Here is a 19,348-nt window from a genome sequence, read left to right as displayed (position 1 = left end):
CCTGCGCGGAGGGTTGCCAAACCGTCCGCAAAAGGACATAACAAAGCAATGATACATTTTCAGAAAGCGCGGCCGGGCGCGCATGAGGCGAAACGACGCCGCCCCGGAAAACAATCGGATGCCCCGGAAAATCGCAGACTTCCGCTGCGGATCGCGGTGGGCTGGAACATTCCGCTGGCGATTGTATTGGCAGCGGCCATCTGGTTTTTGTGTTTGAAAACCATGCCGGTGATTCCCTATACCTTTTTCACAACTCCGTTGCTGGGATTGCTCAACTGGCTGCCTGTGCTGCTGGTATTGGCGGCGTTAACCTTTGCGTTTGGCAATGTGTTTGGCGCGGCGGCTGTGACCATGGTCATATTTGGCGTGTTTAATGTTGCCAATCAGCTTAAGATCGAAGCGCGCGATGATCCGGTGGTGCCGCAGGACTTAACCATCCTGCGCGAAGCGCTGACGGCGGCGGGTGGCTATGATCTGCATGTGGATTTGCCGCTTGTGCTGTCTTTGATAGCCGTGTGTGCGGTGCTGATCGCGGCGGCTGTACTGGTGCGCACGCGGAAAAGCAGCCACAGCAGAGTGTTTGCACGGGTGGGGCGCATCGTGGGCTGTCTGGGCTGTCTGGCCGTTTTGTCAGGACTGACGCTGACGGTCTACGCGTCTACCGATCTGTTCAACTCTTTTCCTTGCACCAATCGCTTCAATATGACAACAGTTTGCCAGGAAACCGGCTTTCATTACACATTTCTGCGCAGCATGACGCAGAACAATCTGCAAAAGCCGGAGGGTTTCTCCAAGGCGGAAACCGAGGAGCGCATCGCGCAAACACAGACGGCTGCGGCAGACCCGGAGCCGGTGAACGTCATTTTTATCATGAGTGAGGCGTTTTGTGATATCACCGATGCGGATGCCTTTGCATGGACAGCGGACACCGACCCGCTAAAGAACTTCCATGCCGTACAGCAGTCGGAGTATGCGATTTCCGGACGGCTCATCGTATCAAACTATGGCGGCGGCACGGCCAATACGGAGTTTGACGTGTTGACCGGTATGCAGACTGCGATGTTGTCCGATGCGAGCGTGTCGTCGTTCCGTGTGCTGCATAAAAACATGGAGTCCATCTTCCGTGTGGCGGATGAAAACGGCTGGCAGACAGCGTTCATCCATCCCGGCAAAGCATGGTTCTACAACCGGCAGAACATCTATCAATGGCTGGGCGCACAGGAGATCGTGTTCGAGGATGCCTTTGCCGACGCTGCGTATAAGGGCGGCTATGTTTCAGACGCATCGCTGACCGATTATCTGATCGAGGATTTTGAAAACCGACAGGCAGCGGGTCAGCCGCAGTTTACCTATGTGACCACGATACAAAATCACATGGCCTATACCGAATCCAAATACGGCAAGGCGCGCGACCTGTATCAGCTCCAGTTGGCGGAGGAACTGCCGGAGGAAGCAAAGACTATGCTGACGGTCTATACGCACGGCCTGCGGGATGCAGATGCAATGCTGGGCGAACTGGTCAGCTACTTTGAGCAGCAGGATGAACCGGTGCTGCTGATCTGGTATGGCGATCATCTGCCCAGCTTGGGCGACAATTATCTGTGCTACCGCGCGCTGGGTATGGATATGACGGCGGATCGTGGTAGTGCAGACTGGCTGGGCGCCTATGCACCGCCGTTCGTGATGTGGGCCAATCAGGCAGGCGCGGATGCGCTGGATTTTGACACACTGGCGGAACGGCTGGGCATTCCGCAGGATGGCATGTTGAGCGCAAGCTTTTTGGGCGCTGCGGTGCTCGATGCAGTGGGCTGCGGGCAAAGTGATGAGCTGTTTGCCTTTGTTAACAGCTTGCGGCGTGAATTGCCTGTGGTGCAGCGTGGCACTGCGGTGGATGCACAGGGGAACTATCTGTCTGCGCTGGATGGAACGGCTGCGGATGCGGTCAAGGAGTATCAGGACCGAACCTATTACCGTATGAAGTATGAAACCATAGAATGAGAAGAGAGCCGACGGCTGTGCCGTCGGCTCTTTTTGATGCATAGCATATGTTATTGCAGCAGTGCGCAATAGGTTTCAGCACGGTCGGGCTGACCCACCACGGCCAGAGAAACCTGTTCAAAGTCGAATACACGGCGCGCCAATTGCAGCAAATCGTCCGCCGTTACCTTGTCATAAGCAGCAAGCACCTGTTCGACCGCGGCTACCTGTCCGCGCAGCAGTTCGCTGCGGCCAATGGTCATCATGCGCGTACCTGTGCTTTCCAGACCCATGAGCAGCGTGGTTTTGACCTGTTCGCGGCAGCGCGAAAGCTCGTCCGCAGTGGGGCCGTCCTCGCAGAAACGGTGCAGCTCGCGCACGATCAGTTCCAGTGCCTTATGTTCGGTTTCCGCGCCAAGACCGGTGTAAATCGAAAATAAACCAGTATCCAGATGCGGCGTAGTAAAGGTGTAGATCGAATAGCACAGACCGTTCTGCTCGCGTACCCCTTGAAACAGGCGGGAGGACATACCGCCGCCGAGAATGGAACTGAGCAGATTCATGGCGAAGCGTTCCTCGGACAACAGTGAAACGCCCGGAAAAGACAAGCAAAGATGATTCTGCTCAATGTCTTTTTCGCGCAGCAGCAGACTGGGCTGATAGGTAGCAGGTGTAATCTGGTTTCGGCCTTCGCCTTCCATATGGGAGAACAGATCGGCGATGTAGTCCAGATCGTCCTCGGTGAAGTGACCGGAAACCGCGATGACCGTGTCTTTCGGGCGGTAATAGCGGTTCATATAGTCGTGTATCGCTTCAGAGTTGATCGTTTGCAGGGTTTCCGCTGTGCCCAGAATGGGACGGCCCAACGCTGAACCCTCATAGCATTTTTCAAACAGCTTATCTATGGCGACATCTTCCGGGGAATCCTCATACATGTCGATTTCCTCGAGGACAACGCCGCGTTCCAAATCGATATCCTCTTGCGCAAAGCGCGAATGCATGAACATATCCGCCAGAATGGAAATGCCGGTTTTGAGACGCTTGTCCAGCACTTTCATATAGTAGCAGGTGCATTCCTTGTCGGTAAAGGCATTGGCTTGTCCTCCCAGCGCGTCAATAGCGATGGCAATATGCTGCGCGGAGCGCTTTTCCGTGCCCTTGAAGATCATATGCTCGATGAAGTGGGAAATACCGTTCAGTGCAGCAGGCTCATACCGGCTGCCGTTGCCGACCCAGATGCCAATGGATGCCGTCCGCACGGTATCCAGCTTTTCCGAGATCAGGCGCACCCCGTTGGGAAGAACACGTTTGACATACATACTGTTGTTTTCCTCTTTCTGTGTCAGTTATAAATAAGGGGGGTATGATCGTGGTGTCATACCCCCTGAACAGATCATATTGATTTAATAATACACCCTGTTGCCGGATTCGTCCAGATAATAACGGTCTCCATCGGAGTCATAATAGTCTCCGGTCTCTGGATCGTACCGTCCGCCCTCTTCCGCAAGGGAAGCGGGATCGACGGTGCTGTCCGAGGAAGAGGTGTCGTCCGTGGTGGCCGGTGCGGTCGGCGGTTCGTCATAATCGACGCCGCCCAGCGGCTCGTTGGATGTATCCGTGCTGCCGGAATCGGTGGAAGTGGACTCGCCGGGGAATACATCGTTGTAAATGTATTCGTGGATATGGTCAGCGGCAACGTCCAGATCATACAGGATGTATTCGCTGGAAGCGCCGTAATAATCCCATTCGCCGTCCAGCGGGACGCGGGTGTGCTCCAGTGTCGGAACACCGTCCTTGACAGCGCCGACGATCAGCGGCGCGATCTCGGTCGGTGAAAGCGAAGTTGTCACATACGGGACAAGCTTTTGCATCAGACCGATCAGATCGCTTGCGCTCATTTCCTGCACCTTGGTAAACATGGCTTCCAGCACGATGCTTTGACGCTCAACGCGCGCCCAATCGTCACCGGTGCCGCCCTTACGGATGCGGCCGTAGCACAGCGCCTGCACACCGTCCAGCGTTTGCAGTCCGGTGTGTTCCACGCCTGTAAATTCCTTGCCCTGTTCGATGCCGTAATCCCGGATAACACGGTTGAGCTCAAGCAGCTCCTCGGTGGTTTCCACATTGATCTCTACGCCGCCCAGCGCGTCGATGATCTCGACCAGCTGTTCGAAATTCACCGCAATGTATTCGGTGATATCTGTGCCGAAATTCTCGTTGATGGTGCGGATGGCAAGACTCGGCCCGCCGAGGAAATAGGCGGCGTTGAGCTTGTCCTCACCATGACCGTCAATCGTGACGAGAGAATCACGCATCAAGCTGATGAGCTTGATTTTGCCGCGCGTATTGTCCACCGTGACGATCATCATGCAATCCGAATGGCTCTGGGTATCGCCCTCGCGGGTGTCCAGACCAAACAGCGCAATGTTGGTGATGTTTTCATCTGCTTTCACACCAGCCGCCAGATCCTGACCAAACAGGGAGCGGTCATAGGTGTAGCCGAAAAACGACCGATAGGCGTATAAGCCAAGGCAGAAAATGATGGACAAAATGACCAGAATGGTCAATACGCGGATCAGCTTGCGCTGGAAGCGTTTGAGAGACATAGAATCAATCCTGTACGAGCTGCGCGAACGACCGCTCGGTCAGCTGATGCACGCGCAGCGTGTTGGTGTAGTTGACGTGGCCGACCGGCATACCGGCAGTGATGGTGATGATATCACCGACGCGCAGGTCTACGGCAGAAATAGCAGCCTGCTCGGACAGGTCATACAGCTCAGTGCCCGAGGTGGGACGCTTGGGAACCATCACCGGGTGAACGCCCCAAGACATGCTCAGGCGATGGAAGGTCTTGCCGTTCGGCGTAGCCGCGATGATCGGTGCGCCGGGGCGGTAGGTCGATACCGCACGTGCGGTCGAGCCGGATTCGGTAAACGCAACGATGCACTTTGCGCCCAGATCGGCGGTGGTGGAGCAGGTCGCGTGCGAGATCGCCAGCGTCTTGAGGTCGCCCGTGACATTCATGTTCTGGAACTCCAGACGGGTTGCACGGCGGCGGTCATAGTGGATGGTCTTTTCCGCATTCTCTGCGATCATGCTCATGGTCTTGACGGTTTCGACCGGATACTTGCCGACCGAGGTCTCGCCGGACAGCATGATAGCGCTGGTGCCGTCGTAAACCGCGTTTGCAACGTCGGAAACCTCTGCGCGGGTCGGGCGCGGGTTCTTGGCCATGCTTTCGAGCATCTGGGTCGCGGTAACAACGCGCTTGCCGCGGGAGATGCAGGTCTTGATGATGTTCTTCTGGATCTCCGGCAGTACTTCAAACGGAACCTCAACGCCGAGGTCGCCGCGGGCAACCATGACGCCGTTGGCCTCGTCGAGAATTTCCTGAATGTTGTTGACGCCTTCCATGTTTTCGATCTTGCAGATGATCTCAACGTCTTCCTTGCCGTGCGCCTTGAGGATTGCCTTGATGTCGCGCACGTCCTGCGCGCAGCGGGTGAAGGAAGCGGCGATAAAGTCGATGCCCTGCTCCAGACCGAACTCGATATCTGCGCGATCCTTGTCGGATACGAACTGCATGTTCAGCTTGATGCCGGGCACATTGATGGACTTGCGGTTAGAAAGCGGGCCGCCGTTGAGCGCGCGGCAGACGATATCCGTGCCGTCCTTGACTTCGATTACCTCAAAGGCAACCAGACCGTCGTCGATCAGGATGCGCGTGCCGGGCTGTACATCTGCCGGCAGACCTTCGTAGGTGATGGAAACGATGGTGTTATCGCCCTCGATGTCGCGGGTGGTCAGGGTAAATTCCTGTCCCTCAACAATTTCGATCTTACCGTCTTTATAGGTCTTGGTACGGATCTCGGGGCCCTTGGTATCCAGCATGATGCCGACCGGCATGCCCAGCGCTTCACGCGCTGCCTTTACCGCATCCATGCGGGCCTTATGCTCTTCGTGGGAGCCGTGGCTGAAATTCATGCGAGCAACATTCATGCCAGCCTTGATCATTTCGGGAAGAACCGCGTCGGTCGCAGGGCCGAGCGTACAAATAATTTTGGTTTTACGCATCGAAACATATTCCTCTCTCGTATCATCACGTTTGTTACTCTGATATTTTTTTAACAGCACCATTTTAGCAGTTTCCAAGCCGTTTTGCAATCGTTGGGCGCACTGCGGTAGGATTTTCATGCTTTTCGACAAAAAAGAGCGCGCGGGCCGCAAACATCTTGTGTTTTATGATATGGTCTTGTATAATAATGAAGTATTCCAGACAGGCCGGGAGATTAAACATGGAAAAACGCCTGTTTTGCGGGATGCAAGATTGGATAAAACTGTATTCGGCGGCATGGCCGCCGTTGAGAAGGAGAAGTGCGCAATGGCAAAGCCGGTTTTGGTGATTATGGCTGCGGGCATGGGCTCGCGTTACGGCGGGCTCAAGCAGATCGACCCGGTCGGCCCAAACGGGCAGATCATTCTGGATTATTCGATTTATGATGCGCATCGGGCGGGTTTTGAGCGGGTTGTGTTCATTATTCGTCCGGAGCTGCACGAGGCGTTCGAGCAGGCGATCGGCGGGAAAGCACGCCGCTTTATGCAGGTGGATTATGCCTATCAGACGCTCGATAAGCTGCCGGAAGGCCTGCATGCGCCCGAGGGACGCGAAAAGCCGCTGGGCACAGCGCATGCGGTGTGGTGTGCCAGCGAACTGACGGCAGGCGCGCCGATCGCGGTCATCAATGCGGACGATTTTTACGGCGCGGATGCGTTCCGGAAAATGTATGATTTTCTGTCGGTCGCGCAGGATGACGAAAAATACCGGTACTGCATGGTCGGTTATCAGGTGGAGAATACCCTGACCGAAAACGGAACGGTGTCGCGCGGCGTGTGTACGGTGGACGAAAACGGTCTGCTGACCGGCATTGTCGAGCGCACCGCGATTTCGCGCACGCCGGACGGTCGGATCGTTTATGCGGCTGACGGTGACGCACCAGCGGGGGAGATCCCGGCGGGTACGCCGGTTTCGCTCAACCTGTGGGGCTTTACGCCGTCGTTCCTCCCGACGCTGGAGCAAGGTCTGCGCCGCTTTTTCGCGGAAAAACTGCCGCAGAACCCGATGAAGGGTGAGTATTATCTGCCGTTTGCAGTCGATGAGCTGATTCAGGCGGGGCGTGCGACCGCGCAGGTGCTGACCACAACCGCGCGCTGGTTCGGTGTCACTTACCGGGAGGATAAGCCGACCGTATGCGCCGCCATTGCGGAGATGACCCGGCAGGGCGAGTACCCGGAAGACCTGTAAGCGGGAGGAATATCGTGGATTTTTCAACCGAATTTATCGGTTTGCGTAACCGGTTGGTGCAGGGATTGAATCCCGCATTCGTCTCTGAACAGAACACAGAGGTCGCGGGTCGCGTCGCGGCGCTGTTCAGCCGGTATGACGTAACCAGTGAGAAAAAACTTCTGGGCATGATGTCGATGGGAATGTCCAGCCATGCACATGAATATCGCCTGTTGTTTGCCGAACCGGAATTGACTACCGAGGCGCTTGCGGGCTGGTGGGAGTATGCCAAGCAGGCGGAACAGTCGCTGGTGCAGCCCAATGCAGCCCACGGATTTTCCATTCTGTCCTTCATTCTGGCAACGCAGCAGGTGGATCGTGACATACAGAAAAAAGTGCGTCGTCTGACCGCGGAGCGGCAGTTTGAAAACGGCAAGCATGGCTGGTCATCCATACACTTTGCGGTGGTCGATATGGAGGCACGCAAGATATATACCAATCGGATGGGTGCATCATTGAAGAATGTTTTGCAGCCGGTTTTGCGCAAGTTGCAATATTAAAGGTAACTAACAATTTTAGATATTGACAAATCAGAATTGTTAGTGTTGCATATAAGCATACGCATAATAGACAAAAAGACATACGTCTTTTTGCTTATTTCCAGACACGGCAAATAGGAACCGTCTATCCAGACCGCTCCTAAGGGAAAAATATTCTGTTGTTTACGGGGTTATTGCTTATCGAACCATGGGCGGTAAACCATATTGGAGGTTTTCCATCCCAGTATTTTGCGGGGGTAGTCGTTGATCCATGCTTCTACTGCTGCGATCTCCCTTGCAGATATCTGAGAGAAATTTGTCCCCTTCGGGAAGTGTCTGCGGATCAATTTATTTGCATTTTCATTACTGCCACGTTCATAGCTTCTATGGGCGTGACAATAGTAGACCTTAGTCCGTGCTTTGCGCTTGCGAAGCACGGACTTTTCCATCCTTTCAAAGTCAGCAAACTCGCTGCCGTTATCCACAGTGATTGTCTTAAAAATTTTCGCAAATTTTTCAGCCCCCATGCTGCGTTCCAGAGCGTTCAGCGCACGGACAACGCTGCCGGACGTTCGGTCACGCATACGAATGATAAGTTCCTGTCGGGAATATCGTTCCGTCAGAACCAATAATGTAGGCTTAAGCCAGTCTTTTTTAGATGTATAGACGGTGTCCATTTCCCAATGCCCGAAAGTGAGCCGGTAATCTACTTCCAGAGGTCTGTATTCGATGCTGGTGCCACAAGATACCCGCTTTTGTATTTCATCTTTCTTAGAGCGGTTGCGGCGTTTTTGCTTACCTTTTAATGGCAAGTCTGCTTTTTCGCACGCAAGGACACCCCCTGAAATATAATTGTACAGAGTGCGAGTACAAATGGACGTTTGAAATGTCCTTTTACTATTACGGATAGCAGCTAAAGCCGCAGATGGAGAAAATTTCTTTTTGAGAATAAATTTTTCCAGCTCTTTAGCGTAAGCATGGTCATTACCGATTTTGATTTGCGGCCCTTTTGCAGCAAGGTTCGCCCTATACTGGCGCTCGGCCTTTTCGGGCGAATACCGTTCCTCTGTTGTAAGATCAGAATTAGTATGTATGTAACGACCGCGTTTCAGTTCACGGGCAATGCAGACATGGCTGCACCCTATGACCTCAGCGATCTGTCTTGTAGTCGCACCGCGCAGGCGCATACGCTCAATAATCAAGCGTTGATTCCATCGCAAATGCTGACCTTTGTGCCAACGACGCATTACAACATGTTCGTTCTTTCCCATAGTATCCCCTCTAAACTATATATTGTATGCGCCTTGTATTATAGCACAATATATGCTAATTTACTTTATTATTTTAATGAATTATTGTGTGAAATTATCAGGTGAAGCTTGTGCAGGATACACAAATAAGCATTTATGGACAGTCTGTCTGGATTTTGTTACAATACCAAAAGAAGAACAAAAAGGAAGGCAGTGCCATGATAAAGAAATTTCGAAAAGCACCGGAGATGTTATCTGGATATTACTTTGCCTATGAACTCATGCCGAATGAGGCGCAGGGATATAGTGGAATAGAAGTTTCAGTCCATTATGTGAAAGACCCTGCAAATGGAAATATGCTGGGCGATGTTTGGCTACGCAGTTTAGAACTGCGTCCAGACATGAAAATCCTTGCGGCATACATTAGCACGGATCGTGGTGTTACACGCAAGGAAACCGAGCTGAAGCTTTTGCAGGAGATCAGGAAGTCGGAAGAATTTGAAAAAGCTTTGGATCTGTATATTTCTATGCTGTCCCAATTGCCAAACTATGATGGATAAGACACCAGAGAAAACCTTATTTTGAGATACGCATAGATATGCTTTGCGTTGAATAAATATGCAATTCTGCTTTGAACGCACAGGAGTAACCTGTGCGTTTTTGTTTTGCCCGTAATCACAGAATTTTCAAACACTATGTCTAATAATTGCGGTCTCTTTGTGAACAATTTGTAAACAATCGAAAAAAAGCTGTTACAACCCCCCCGTATAGCAGCTATAGTAGAGGCTTTTTTCAGAAGCACCGTTTGTGCAGCCTCTGCTGCACCTTGAAAACTGCATAAAATGGGCGTGCTCCTATGAAGCAAGCACCGGGTAGTTGCTTACCGTTAGGATAAAGGGAAGAGCAACAGCGGGCATTGGCGGCTCAAAACCAATGCACAAAAATCTGATAAGAAACGGAGGTGAAAGAACAGATGACAACAGATGAGCAGATACACCGGCTGAATAAGGATATCGAACGTCTTAAAGAAAAAGTTAAGATTTACCAAGGTAAAATATCCCAACTTGCAGAACGCAGAAAAAAGCTGGAAGATCGCGTCTTGCTCGAAATGATAAATGGGATTGCACCAGATTATTCTCAGGCACAACAATTGTTGTGCAAGTTGAAGGCAGAGCAAAGAACCGGACAGTGTACAGACGGAGGTGCAGAACATGGCAGCAACAGCTCGGAGCGACCGCGTGACGCCTGAGCAAATTGAGCGCGCACGAGGTGTAGACCTGATTGCGTTTTTGCGTCAATATGAACCCGGCGAACTAAAGCGTGTTGGTCAATCGTGGACACTGAAATCACATGACAGCATGCGCATTTCTGCTGATGGCCGATGGAACTGGTTTTCGCAATCTGTTGGCGGCGGGGATGCAATCAGTTTTTTGCAAAAGGTGCATAGCATGACTTTCCCCGAAGCGATACGAACACTGGCTGGAGAGGACTATCAAACATTGCGGACTGATCAATCTGCCAGAGAGCCGCCGCAACGCAAAGAATTTTCGTTACCTCCAAGAAACCAAAACAACAGGCGCGCTTTCGCGTACCTATGTGCTCGCGGTATTGATCCTGAGATCATTACCCACTGCATGAGACGCGGGTTGATATACGAAGATGCGCAGCATCACAATGTGGTGTTTGTTGGTCACGATGAAAAAGGTGCTGCGAAGTATGCCATGCTACGCAGCACGGTATCGAACTCCAGCTTTAAGATCGAGCAGGCTGGCAGTGACAAAAACTATGGCTTCTGCATGCAGGGACGCGGCTCTACACTGTATGTCTGCGAGGCCGCGATTGATGCCCTTTCGGTAGCCACGCTACGCAAGCTGGGTGGCCGAGACTGGCGGCAGGACAATTATTTAGCGCTGGGTGGTGTCACGGCATCGGCGGAAAAACTACCGCTGGCGTTGGAGCGGATGCTCCAAAGTTCATCTTTTAACCGGATCGTCTTGAGTTTGGATAACGACGAACCGGGGCAGCGTGCATCGCGGAATATTTTCGCGCTGCTCCGGCAGCGATATCCGAAAATTGAGCCAAAGGTTTGCGTTCCGCAGGAAAAGGATTTCAACGACCAGCTCCGTGTTAAGCTTCAGCAGAATGCGCAACCGCCGCCTTCGCGCGGTACGCGCGAACTCGGTTTAGCTAAGTAAAATCTGATGTCCTCGCAAGCATAGTGTTTTGGATAGCCAAAACACGCTTGTTAAGGGGCGCAGCCCCCTAAGACCCCCAAACGGACAGAACGGAGGAAAACGTAAATGCGCAGACGCGCAAATCAAATCATCATCCGCTTGAATGACGAAGAGCATTCTCTCTTAAAGAGAAAAGTGAAGGATAGCGGAATGTCTATGTCGAAGTTTTTTCGAGTGTTGATCCTTTCTGGTGAAGTCAAAGTTTTATCACCTGAGTTTGTGCGTGATATCCAGCGGCAGGTTCGTGGTGTAGGTCGAAATATCAACCAGATAGCGCGGCTGGCGCATATTTCAGGTAAGGTTTCCAAGGAAACCCTGCTTCAAATTTCTGCGGAACAGGAAAAGCTTGAACAAATGCTGGAACGGCTGGAATAATGGCAGTTCTCAAAATACATGTCATTCGTCAGCGGTTGGATAAGCGCGTCGCATACGTGCAGAATACGGAGAAAACTGCCTGTTCCGGTTTTCACAGTTTGCATGGAATCAAAGATACGTTAACTTCTGCTTTTAATTGTTCGTGCGAAGTCGCATATACGCAGATGCTCGAAACGAAACGGCATTTCAAAAAAACAGACAAGGTACAAGGGTTTCATTTTATCCAGTCCTTTAAGCCGGGGGAAGTAACGCCCGAACAGGCGCACCAGCTGGGCTGTGAATTTATCAAGCGATGCTTTGCAAATGATTATGAGGTCGTGATCGGTACTCATACAGATCGCGCTCACATTCACAATCATATCATAGTCAATTCAGTGTCGTTTGTAGATGGACATAAATATCAATCTACACCAGCGACCTTTTACGAACTACGCGGTATTTCTGATGAGATTTGCAAAGCACACGGGTTATCTGTTATTCAAAATCCAAGTGTCAAAGCCGGAAAGCATTATGCGGAATGGCGTGCGGAGAAAGAAAACCGGCCAACCCTGCGCAGCATGATCCGCGAGGATATTGATGTGATACTGGCACAGGCGCGCACCATGGATGATTTTTGGAATATGCTGCGTGGGCGCGGATATGAAATCCGAATCAACGAAAAGCGGAAATACGTTACGATCCGGCATCCAAACGGTGAGCGGTTCATTCGCCTGAAATCTCTGGGTGAGGACTATACACCTCGGCAGCTCGCGGTGCGGATTGCAGCGCAGCGCGGCAACATTGTGAACAATCTGGAGCGGGTCAAACAACAGCGGCAGCAGTTGCACCAACGGAAAAAGTATCAGGTTCGTCCGCATACACGAGCACCCAAACAGAGAAAAAAGCTGAAAGGCTTCCGTGCTTTATATTGGCGCTATTTGTATATGCTGGGAAAGGTAAAAAAACGAAAAGCGCCGAGAAAAGTACGCGGTGAAATAATGTCTGAACTGAAAAAGTTGGATCGCTATACTAAGCAGTATTATTTCCTGCGCGACCACCAGTTGAGCACCCGAAACGACGTTGCATTGTATGCAGATGCGGTTGCCGATGAAATTGATATCCTGACAGACCGCCGCGCACGATTGTATGCGGATAGGTGCAGGCCGGAAACCGATCACGCTGCATTGCAGACCGAAACAAAGCAGTTGACCGCTGAACTGCGCAGGCTGCGGAAGGAGCAACGTTTATGCAATGTTATCCAGAATACCGCACCGGCTATCAAGGCGCGGTTGGATGCGGCTACAGCGGAACAGAAACGGATCGAAGTAAGAATAGGAGGCGATCAATATGAACCCGGAAAGTACAGCAGCAGACCAGGTTTTACGCATGGAACTGATGGTAACGGAATGCGCGGTCAAGTTAGCGGCAACTGGCGCGGTGAATATCGCAGCACTGCTGGTAGCCCTGCTTCGCAACGAGAAGCAGATCGCGGGAAAGACAGATATTGAGAAGATAATTCAATCCGGCACACCCACCAGCTTCCCATTGGCAGCAGAAAAAATGCAGGAATTTTCCAAACTGGCAAAAGAGTATGGCGTGATGTGCACTTTTGTTCGAGACCCCAAGAATCCGGATACGGTGGACGTCATTGTAAGGGCGGAAGATGCAAAACTGGTAAACATTGTGCGGGAGAGAATCGGTGCTACGGCAGAGGTGAGTGAAAAAAACGTGGATGCCGGTCTGTCAGAGAGCGAATCGGTGAAATCCGAGATTATGAATCAGCACGGACCGGCATCAACAACGACTACGACTAAATTGCCACAGGCACAGGCAGACGGTATGCTGTCCCGGCTGGATCAAATCCGCGCAGCATTGGCGAGTGGCGCGGGATTGGAACAGTGCCGTACCCAATTACACGCGATACAGGATGAACTGGGTCGGGCGCTGGGTATGCCAGAGCGCTCGCAGGACAAAGATGCAACACGGGTAGCAACTTCTGAAAAACGAACACAGTATCGAGAAAAGCATGCAGCTCGTACAGATGGTAAGCCGTCAGTGCGTGACAGAATAGCGAGTATCAAAGACCGTCTCGCCCATGAGCCGCAGCATCTCAAACAGCCGCAGCATACTTTTCAGCCGCCGACTGGAAAAAATCCAATGGTAAAATAAGAGAGGAATGATAAAAGTCAAATGAAGATCAGGATATTTTGCGCGTCCGCCGCCTTGCTGCTGGCCTGCCTGTCTCCTGTACAGGCCGCAGCGCTGGCACAGGAAGATACTGCTTCAGCTGCTTCATCAGTACAGGCAGAGTCTGCAAACGCAGGCGTCACTTCCACACAAGGCGAAAGCAGCGCTTACTTTCCGGTCGATGTTCAGGTAAGTGCAGACGGCCTTACCTGTAAGAAGATCTACGATGTGCCAACCGGGACATCGCCCGATCAGATCCCACAAGACGATTTTGATCGCGGCGATATGCACTATACGTTTCAGGATATGCTGCGCATTGAAATGCCAGATATCGACCGTAAGATGCACTCGGAGACCGTGACAGTATCTTCTACATCGGATAATTCAAACGACGTAATGGCGCTGCTGCCGAAAAGCAAGCCGGTCACAACAGATGATGGTTACAGCGGCACGGCCTATCTGGATGTCTCCAGTATCTCTACAAAGGTTGCGGGTACGGAAAGCGTATCGGAAGCACTGTCAGCAGCGCGTGAATACCCGAATATGCCGGAAATGGATATGACGGATATCCCTAAAACCATTGAGGATAACGGTCACACGCTGACATTCAGTGATATCGAATGGACACCTGAAACCGAGGAAACGGACAATCTCGGTACAATGGAAACCACCTATACGGCAGTTGTGACCTACACAGGCACAGCAACCTCCAGCCGCACGACTGGCTATACCGTGACCGCGACCTATGCTGGCGAGGTTTCTCACCGAAACAACGACTGCATGCGCTACATTGCAGTTTACAGCGGTGAACCAATTGTGATCGAACCGGAGGACAATACCGAGCCGCCTGACCTGACCAATCTTCTGCCGCCGGAACAGGATGTGCAGCCGGTGGATGAAAGTACAGGTAACACACCGATCAGCTGGGTGCTGTGTGCTGTATTTGGTATTTTGATGATGATTTTTGCGTTGCGGCCACCAGCATGTAAACGAATGGTGATGCAGATGCAGGCCATGGCAGCACAGGCGGGCGGCAAAATGCAGCAAACAATCAGAGAAACGGAGATGAAGATGCGTGAAAAGAAAAAACAGAAGCAGGCCGATGATGAAAAGCTGCGGCAGGAGCAGCACATTTTTGGCCCCTTGGAAAAAATCAAAGCCGCAATTCGCAGCAGAAGGCAACGGAAGGAACAGCAGCGTATGGCGTTGTTGGCCGCTCCGCAAGACGATGATGGCTTCACAGATGAACAGCTTGAGACTGAGGATGATTTCGCAGAGACAGCGGCAGAATCAGATGGGCAGGAAACCACGGACGGCTCTGCGGGCGTCTCTGTGCAGTACGATAGCATTGACGATGATGCTGAGTACCCCGGCCTTGGCGGCTAATCTTTCGTATACATACGATGCGCCATCCAGCGGCAACTTCGGAAAACCAACGTCAACGGAGCCGGTTACGGTGATCGGTGATGATGAGGTCAATGTTAACATCAGTAAAGACAGCGCCTTTGTACCGCCCGAATTTGGATCGGCATCGGCTGATGTGCTGGGAACGGGAGAATTGTTGACGCCTGATATCTCTGGAGTGCAACCGATGTTCCCGCACAGCACACAGGCCGGTTTTGCGCCGGGTGTGACGGAAAACGGCACAGTGACAGGTGGCGGTGAGATCGTCATGCCGCCTGATGTTGAGGGCAGTACAGTCAGCAATGAGCCGATCTATGGCGATACGGGCACTGCAACAGGCGGCTATACTGGCGGTGGAGCCGATGCAGCGGTTGGCTCCGGCTACACCCCGGTAGACGGTATGGCCTATGCAGACGGCAGTATTGGTACACTGTCCATCCCGGCGCTCGGTGTGACAAAGAAAGTGTACGACGGTGAAACAGTCAGCAATCTGCGGCTGGGCGTGGCGCACTTTGAGGGTACCAGCGCATGGGATGGCAATGTTGGTTTTTGCGGCCACAACAGAGGTAGCTACGGTTATTTCGCTGGAATCTGGAATCTGTCTGCCGGTTCCAAAATTACTTATACTACCGTATATGGCACTCGCACCTACGAGGTTTACAGCGTGCGCAAGATTTCCAAGTATGAGGTCGATGTTCTCAACCCCACGAATGCTAACATCTTGACGCTTGTCACCTGCGTACCCGATCAGGCTCAGACCTACCGCTGGTGTGTGCAGGCTGCTGCGGTCTAACTGCCTGGTCGAAAGTCTCAGTTAAGGCATAGATCTTTCTCCACGAAAATTGGCTCGGTTCTGGTGAATTTTGAAAGTTATCCACAAGCTGTGATTTGTTCGGAATATCTGATAAATTAAATAGAATTGCAAACTTAAAGCAGAAATATGTTTTATTTTTGTTATTTTTCGTTGACTGCTCTGGTAAAATCTGCTATAATAAAGACATAGAAAAGAGAGATAAAAACCAGACCAGAACGGAGGTCTTCAGATATGAAAAAGAACATTATTGCAGCGACGCTCAGTGCGGCTATGGTAGTCGGCTCAGTACCGTTTGCTGGTGCTGCCAGTGCGGTAGCAGCTGTTCCCACCCGTGAAAAAGGTCAGGCGGTATACGTTAACGACGCCCGTGTCTATCCTACGGGCTACAATATTGCGGACAACAATTACTTCAAACTGCGCGATATTGGTACGCTTGTAGGCTTCGGCGTGGAGTGGAACGGCGAGACGCAGACTGTTGAGATCAGCACGGCGCGCACCACCCCCAGCACCGAGGGTATCTCGGATACGGCGGCAAGCGGCGCGGTGGCTAAGGTCAGTGACCAGCGCATCACGGTGGATGGCGTACAGGTCAACATGACCGCCTACCAGATCGACGGCAACAACTATGTGAAGCTGCGTGACATTGGCCAGCAGATCGACTTTAACGTCACTTACGATTCCGCGACCGGCAGCGTCCGAGTGGATACCGATACGCCGTATGCCGAACCCGCTTCCGGCAGCGCGATCACCAAGTGGAACAAGACTATGGCCGAGTTCAATCAGGCAATGATCGACTGCAACTGGGATAAGGCAAAATACCTCACGACCGCCAAGCGGTACGCACCTGTCATCACCGGCAAGGCGGGTGGCACGGTAGAGGACGTTATCGCCACGCTGGACGCGATGACCGGCGCGCCAGTGGATGCAGTATCGTTCGACGATAATCCGGTAAACATGTTCTGGGCGAACGAGCTGCGCAAGGCGCTGGGTCAGGAAGTCACAAGCGGCAGCGATAACAACGATACTTCTGCTGTGACTGAAGAAATGCTCCGTGCATGGGAACTGCAAATGGTAGATGCCGTTAACGAGGAACGCCGTAAGGCCGGTGTTGCTGAGCTGGAAATTGACCCCAATATCATGCAACGAGCGCAGTGGTGGGCAAAGCATCTCACCACGGAGTTTAGACATACCACATGGGATGAAATTGAAGAATTTGCTGACAGCATTGGTGTTTCTGCCAACGATATTGCAGGTGGCGAAAATATTACAGGCGGAAGCAGTGATTTTAATAATGTTGTAGAACGGCATATGAATAACTTCATGACTTCCGAAGGCCATCGAAATACGTTGCTGGATAAGGATTTTACCAGAATAGGTATCGGATATGCAGTAGGATCGACAGGAAGCATTTATTGTTGTCAGGTATTTGCTTAATGTAAGTAAAAATTAGGGATAAAGAGCGATTAGGTTTTCTCCTAATCGCTCTTTTCTTTTAATCAGATCATGAAAAAAGTGAATTATCATCAGCGCGCGCCGCCTTTCATCCTTGAAAGGCGGCTTTTTTTATTCCAGACAAAGGAGAGGAAAAAATGATACGGAACTTATTCAAACGGATCACGGCAGGCGCATTGTCCGCCCTTACCCTCCTCACCAGCGCGCCGCTGGCCGGTGCAGTGGACAGCGGGATTATGCCGCTGGCGGAGGAAGATAACAAAGCGTCCGCTATTACGATCAACGTAGGTGAAGTGTACAACATTGCAGACCGCGGCGTACATAAAGCATGGTTCCAGCAGAACGGAGCGCCGCGTAATGTCTGGCCCATGTTTACCACCGCGTCAGACGGCACGGAGATCCGCGCATACTGCGCAGATCACAGCAAGGGTAACCCGGGTACGGGAGGTATGCCGTATACCGTTACCAGCCGCGTATCGGACATGCATGTGTATGGCGTCGCGGTACGCAGTGACGCCCGCATGACGCTGGACACATTTATCTCTTTCGCGGGTGCGCCCATTACCAAGGAGAACTTCACAGCGGATATGTATTTCAGCGCGTCACAGGCGGCGATCTGGTGCGCACTGGGAGACGCGCAGATTGCGGCCAACAATAACTTCGGCGTGAGCTACGTCAGCTCCACATCGCTTGGCTACCGCGCTGCCGGCAAGACGCTCAGCGCCAGCTCCACATCCGAAGCGCTGACGTTGTTTGCCGCTATTAAAATGCTGGAGTATGGTAATGAGTTCTACAACACTTGGGGGCCAAATGGTAAAGGCCATGCACCATGGGTTGGTGCTACCATCAATTACACGCCCGGCAATACCGAATACGCCCCCGCCGCACAAAAGACCGGTACGATCGACATCGGCGGCAGCATCGTATCTGGTGGTACGTTTGCGGAGAAGCAGATTGATGGCCAGACATACATGGTACTGCCTATGGCGGCGGCTTCTGCTACGTTCGTGCGCGGCAACCAGATTTTCGTCCGCGCGGACAACGTGCCGTCTGGCGCGTTCCTCATGGATGCGCAGGGCAATAAAAGCATAGATGACAGCGGCTCGCAGCGTCTCACGCTGTCCAATGTTACCAGCAATAAGGAATTATACAAGAACGGCAACGACATGGCCTATGGCGAGACGTTCCTGTTCTGCATCCCCAAAGCAACCGCTGAACAGATGGACGCGGCCAGCACGCCGTTGGAGACCCAGTTTTTTGTCAGCATGAACGCAGACCGATATAACGTGTATTCGGCCAGCACTACCAGTTCGGGCGTGCAGCCGGTCATCATGGTGGAACCGGCGGTGCAAAAATTGAGTGCATCAGTTGGTTTTGCAGAGCAAGATACAACGGATGATAAAGTACGGCTTCGTGTGCTAAAAACAGATGAGAACGGTGCACCGCTGGCAGGATGCACGTTCCAGATCACTTACGCAGGAATTGAAAAACCACGTGAGGCCACAACAGATGGTAATGGCGAAGCGGTGTTTCCAGAGCTACCACTGAATACCGATGTAACCGTTAAGGAAACCGCAGCGCCGGAGGGCTATCAGCTCCTCCCGTCCAAGGTCATCAACACGGGCAGCAAGGGCGGTACAGTGGAATACACCTTTGCCAACAGCGATGACCACGTTTTCAAGGTGCATAAGGTCAGCTCGGCAGATAACCGCAACCTGATGGGTGCAAAATTTGAGGTCAAGGGCATTGACAACGATTTTGTCAACACCTACACCACGGACGCGCTGGGCGAGTTCACGATCCAAGGCCGCGACCTGCCCACCGGCTCTTTTGAAGTGTATGAAATCGCAGCGCCG

General features: G+C 52.2%; 17 protein-coding genes. 13 read left to right on the top strand and 4 right to left on the bottom strand.

The features are described from left to right. The first annotated feature begins 48 nt into the window (after positions 1-48). Positions 49-1,998, top strand: coding sequence for an LTA synthase family protein (locus ABGT74_RS03900; RefSeq protein WP_346704554.1), 1,950 nt, complete (start codon positions 49-51; stop codon positions 1,996-1,998). 50 nt (positions 1,999-2,048) lie between these two features. Here ABGT74_RS03900 and ABGT74_RS03895 read toward each other — a convergent pair whose 3' ends face one another. From ABGT74_RS03895 to pyk, 3 genes are all read right to left on the bottom strand, one after another. Then, positions 2,049-3,296 carry a pitrilysin family protein gene (locus ABGT74_RS03895; protein ID WP_297284092.1) on the bottom strand — a complete coding sequence of 416 codons (1,248 nt, stop codon included), beginning with the start codon at positions 3,294-3,296 and terminating at the stop codon, positions 2,049-2,051. Positions 3,297-3,380: 84 nt separating this feature from the next. Continuing rightward, positions 3,381-4,583 carry an LCP family protein gene (locus ABGT74_RS03890; protein ID WP_346704553.1) on the bottom strand — a complete coding sequence of 401 codons (1,203 nt, stop codon included), beginning with the start codon at positions 4,581-4,583 and terminating at the stop codon, positions 3,381-3,383. 4 nt (positions 4,584-4,587) lie between these two features. Continuing rightward, on the bottom strand, positions 4,588-6,051 hold the full coding sequence (pyk, locus tag ABGT74_RS03885) for a pyruvate kinase (RefSeq protein ID WP_297283797.1): 1,464 nt from the start codon (positions 6,049-6,051) through the stop codon (positions 4,588-4,590). Between the two features lie 307 nt (positions 6,052-6,358). On the opposite strand from pyk, the gene ABGT74_RS03880 reads away from it, so the two are divergent. Both ABGT74_RS03880 and ABGT74_RS03875 read left to right on the top strand, forming a co-directional pair. Then, positions 6,359-7,279 (top strand): sugar phosphate nucleotidyltransferase, encoded by a 921-nt coding sequence (locus ABGT74_RS03880; protein WP_297283827.1) that lies wholly within the window; start codon positions 6,359-6,361, stop codon positions 7,277-7,279. Between the two features lie 14 nt (positions 7,280-7,293). Then, positions 7,294-7,818 carry a hypothetical protein gene (locus tag ABGT74_RS03875; RefSeq protein WP_346704552.1) on the top strand — a complete coding sequence of 175 codons (525 nt, stop codon included), beginning with the start codon at positions 7,294-7,296 and terminating at the stop codon, positions 7,816-7,818. 170 nt (positions 7,819-7,988) lie between these two features. Here the strand turns inward: ABGT74_RS03875 and ABGT74_RS03870 are convergent, their stop codons facing one another. Beyond that, positions 7,989-9,068: an IS30 family transposase gene (locus ABGT74_RS03870; protein WP_346704551.1), complete on the bottom strand. Its 1,080-nt coding sequence runs from the start codon at positions 9,066-9,068 to the stop codon at positions 7,989-7,991. Positions 9,069-9,265: 197 nt separating this feature from the next. Here ABGT74_RS03870 and ABGT74_RS03865 point away from each other — a divergent pair, with 197 nt between their 5' ends. The 10 genes from ABGT74_RS03865 to ABGT74_RS03820 all read left to right on the top strand — a co-directional run. Then, a complete protein-coding gene (locus ABGT74_RS03865; RefSeq protein WP_346704550.1) occupies positions 9,266-9,607 on the top strand; it encodes a hypothetical protein in 342 nt (113 codons plus the stop codon). 413 nt (positions 9,608-10,020) lie between these two features. Continuing rightward, positions 10,021-10,296: a hypothetical protein gene (locus tag ABGT74_RS03860; RefSeq protein WP_346704549.1), complete on the top strand. Its 276-nt coding sequence runs from the start codon at positions 10,021-10,023 to the stop codon at positions 10,294-10,296. After that, the gene (locus tag ABGT74_RS03855; RefSeq protein WP_346704548.1) at positions 10,259-11,242 is read left to right on the top strand and encodes a DUF3991 and TOPRIM domain-containing protein; all 984 of its coding nucleotides are present in this window, start codon (positions 10,259-10,261) and stop codon (positions 11,240-11,242) included. The genes ABGT74_RS03860 and ABGT74_RS03855 overlap by 38 nt, the downstream gene beginning before the upstream one ends. 105 nt (positions 11,243-11,347) lie before the next feature. Further along, positions 11,348-11,656 (top strand): plasmid mobilization relaxosome protein MobC, encoded by a 309-nt coding sequence (gene mobC, locus ABGT74_RS03850; protein ID WP_346704546.1) that lies wholly within the window; start codon positions 11,348-11,350, stop codon positions 11,654-11,656. Continuing rightward, positions 11,656-13,143, top strand: coding sequence for a relaxase/mobilization nuclease domain-containing protein (locus tag ABGT74_RS03845; RefSeq protein WP_346704545.1), 1,488 nt, complete (start codon positions 11,656-11,658; stop codon positions 13,141-13,143). The genes mobC and ABGT74_RS03845 overlap by 1 nt, the downstream gene beginning before the upstream one ends. Beyond that, the gene (locus tag ABGT74_RS03840; RefSeq protein ID WP_346704560.1) at positions 13,031-13,804 is read left to right on the top strand and encodes a DUF3801 domain-containing protein; all 774 of its coding nucleotides are present in this window, start codon (positions 13,031-13,033) and stop codon (positions 13,802-13,804) included. Before ABGT74_RS03845 ends, ABGT74_RS03840 begins: the two co-directional genes overlap by 113 nt. Before the next feature lie 21 nt (positions 13,805-13,825). After that, positions 13,826-15,208 (top strand): hypothetical protein, encoded by a 1,383-nt coding sequence (locus ABGT74_RS03835; protein ID WP_346704543.1) that lies wholly within the window; start codon positions 13,826-13,828, stop codon positions 15,206-15,208. Further along, positions 15,177-16,019 carry a class D sortase gene (locus ABGT74_RS03830; RefSeq protein WP_346704542.1) on the top strand — a complete coding sequence of 281 codons (843 nt, stop codon included), beginning with the start codon at positions 15,177-15,179 and terminating at the stop codon, positions 16,017-16,019. The genes ABGT74_RS03835 and ABGT74_RS03830 overlap by 32 nt, the downstream gene beginning before the upstream one ends. Before the next feature lie 252 nt (positions 16,020-16,271). Further along, a complete protein-coding gene (locus ABGT74_RS03825; RefSeq protein ID WP_346704540.1) occupies positions 16,272-17,474 on the top strand; it encodes a CAP domain-containing protein in 1,203 nt (400 codons plus the stop codon). A gap of 155 nt (positions 17,475-17,629) precedes the next feature. Further along, the coding region (locus tag ABGT74_RS03820; protein WP_346704538.1) for a SpaA isopeptide-forming pilin-related protein at positions 17,630-19,348 on the top strand (1,719 nt) is incomplete at its 3' end.

The organism is uncultured Agathobaculum sp. (assembly GCF_963927765.1).
GTDB lineage: Bacteria > Bacillota > Clostridia > Oscillospirales > Butyricicoccaceae > Agathobaculum.
Note: the sequence above shows the minus strand (reverse complement) of the source record. Positions and strands in the feature narration are given on the sequence as shown.

Bases quoted from the DNA above. Each gene is read 5' to 3' on its own strand.
- ABGT74_RS03870 (WP_346704551.1), bottom strand. From the start codon at position 9,068: ATGGGAAAGAACGAACATGTTGTAATGCGTCGTTGGCACAAAGGTCAG.
- ABGT74_RS03835 (WP_346704543.1), top strand. From the start codon at position 13,826: ATGAAGATCAGGATATTTTGCGCGTCCGCCGCCTTGCTGCTGGCCTGC.
- ABGT74_RS03860 (WP_346704549.1), top strand. From the start codon at position 10,021: ATGACAACAGATGAGCAGATACACCGGCTGAATAAGGATATCGAACGT.
- pyk (WP_297283797.1), bottom strand. From the start codon at position 6,051: ATGCGTAAAACCAAAATTATTTGTACGCTCGGCCCTGCGACCGACGCG.
- ABGT74_RS03855 (WP_346704548.1), top strand. From the start codon at position 10,259: ATGGCAGCAACAGCTCGGAGCGACCGCGTGACGCCTGAGCAAATTGAG.
- ABGT74_RS03900 (WP_346704554.1), top strand. From the start codon at position 49: ATGATACATTTTCAGAAAGCGCGGCCGGGCGCGCATGAGGCGAAACGA.
- ABGT74_RS03825 (WP_346704540.1), top strand. From the start codon at position 16,272: ATGAAAAAGAACATTATTGCAGCGACGCTCAGTGCGGCTATGGTAGTC.
- ABGT74_RS03845 (WP_346704545.1), top strand. From the start codon at position 11,656: ATGGCAGTTCTCAAAATACATGTCATTCGTCAGCGGTTGGATAAGCGC.
- mobC (WP_346704546.1), top strand. From the start codon at position 11,348: ATGCGCAGACGCGCAAATCAAATCATCATCCGCTTGAATGACGAAGAG.
- ABGT74_RS03895 (WP_297284092.1), bottom strand. From the start codon at position 3,296: ATGTATGTCAAACGTGTTCTTCCCAACGGGGTGCGCCTGATCTCGGAA.
- ABGT74_RS03830 (WP_346704542.1), top strand. From the start codon at position 15,177: ATGATGCTGAGTACCCCGGCCTTGGCGGCTAATCTTTCGTATACATAC.
- ABGT74_RS03840 (WP_346704560.1), top strand. From the start codon at position 13,031: ATGGTAACGGAATGCGCGGTCAAGTTAGCGGCAACTGGCGCGGTGAAT.
- ABGT74_RS03890 (WP_346704553.1), bottom strand. From the start codon at position 4,583: ATGTCTCTCAAACGCTTCCAGCGCAAGCTGATCCGCGTATTGACCATT.
- ABGT74_RS03880 (WP_297283827.1), top strand. From the start codon at position 6,359: ATGGCAAAGCCGGTTTTGGTGATTATGGCTGCGGGCATGGGCTCGCGT.
- ABGT74_RS03865 (WP_346704550.1), top strand. From the start codon at position 9,266: ATGATAAAGAAATTTCGAAAAGCACCGGAGATGTTATCTGGATATTAC.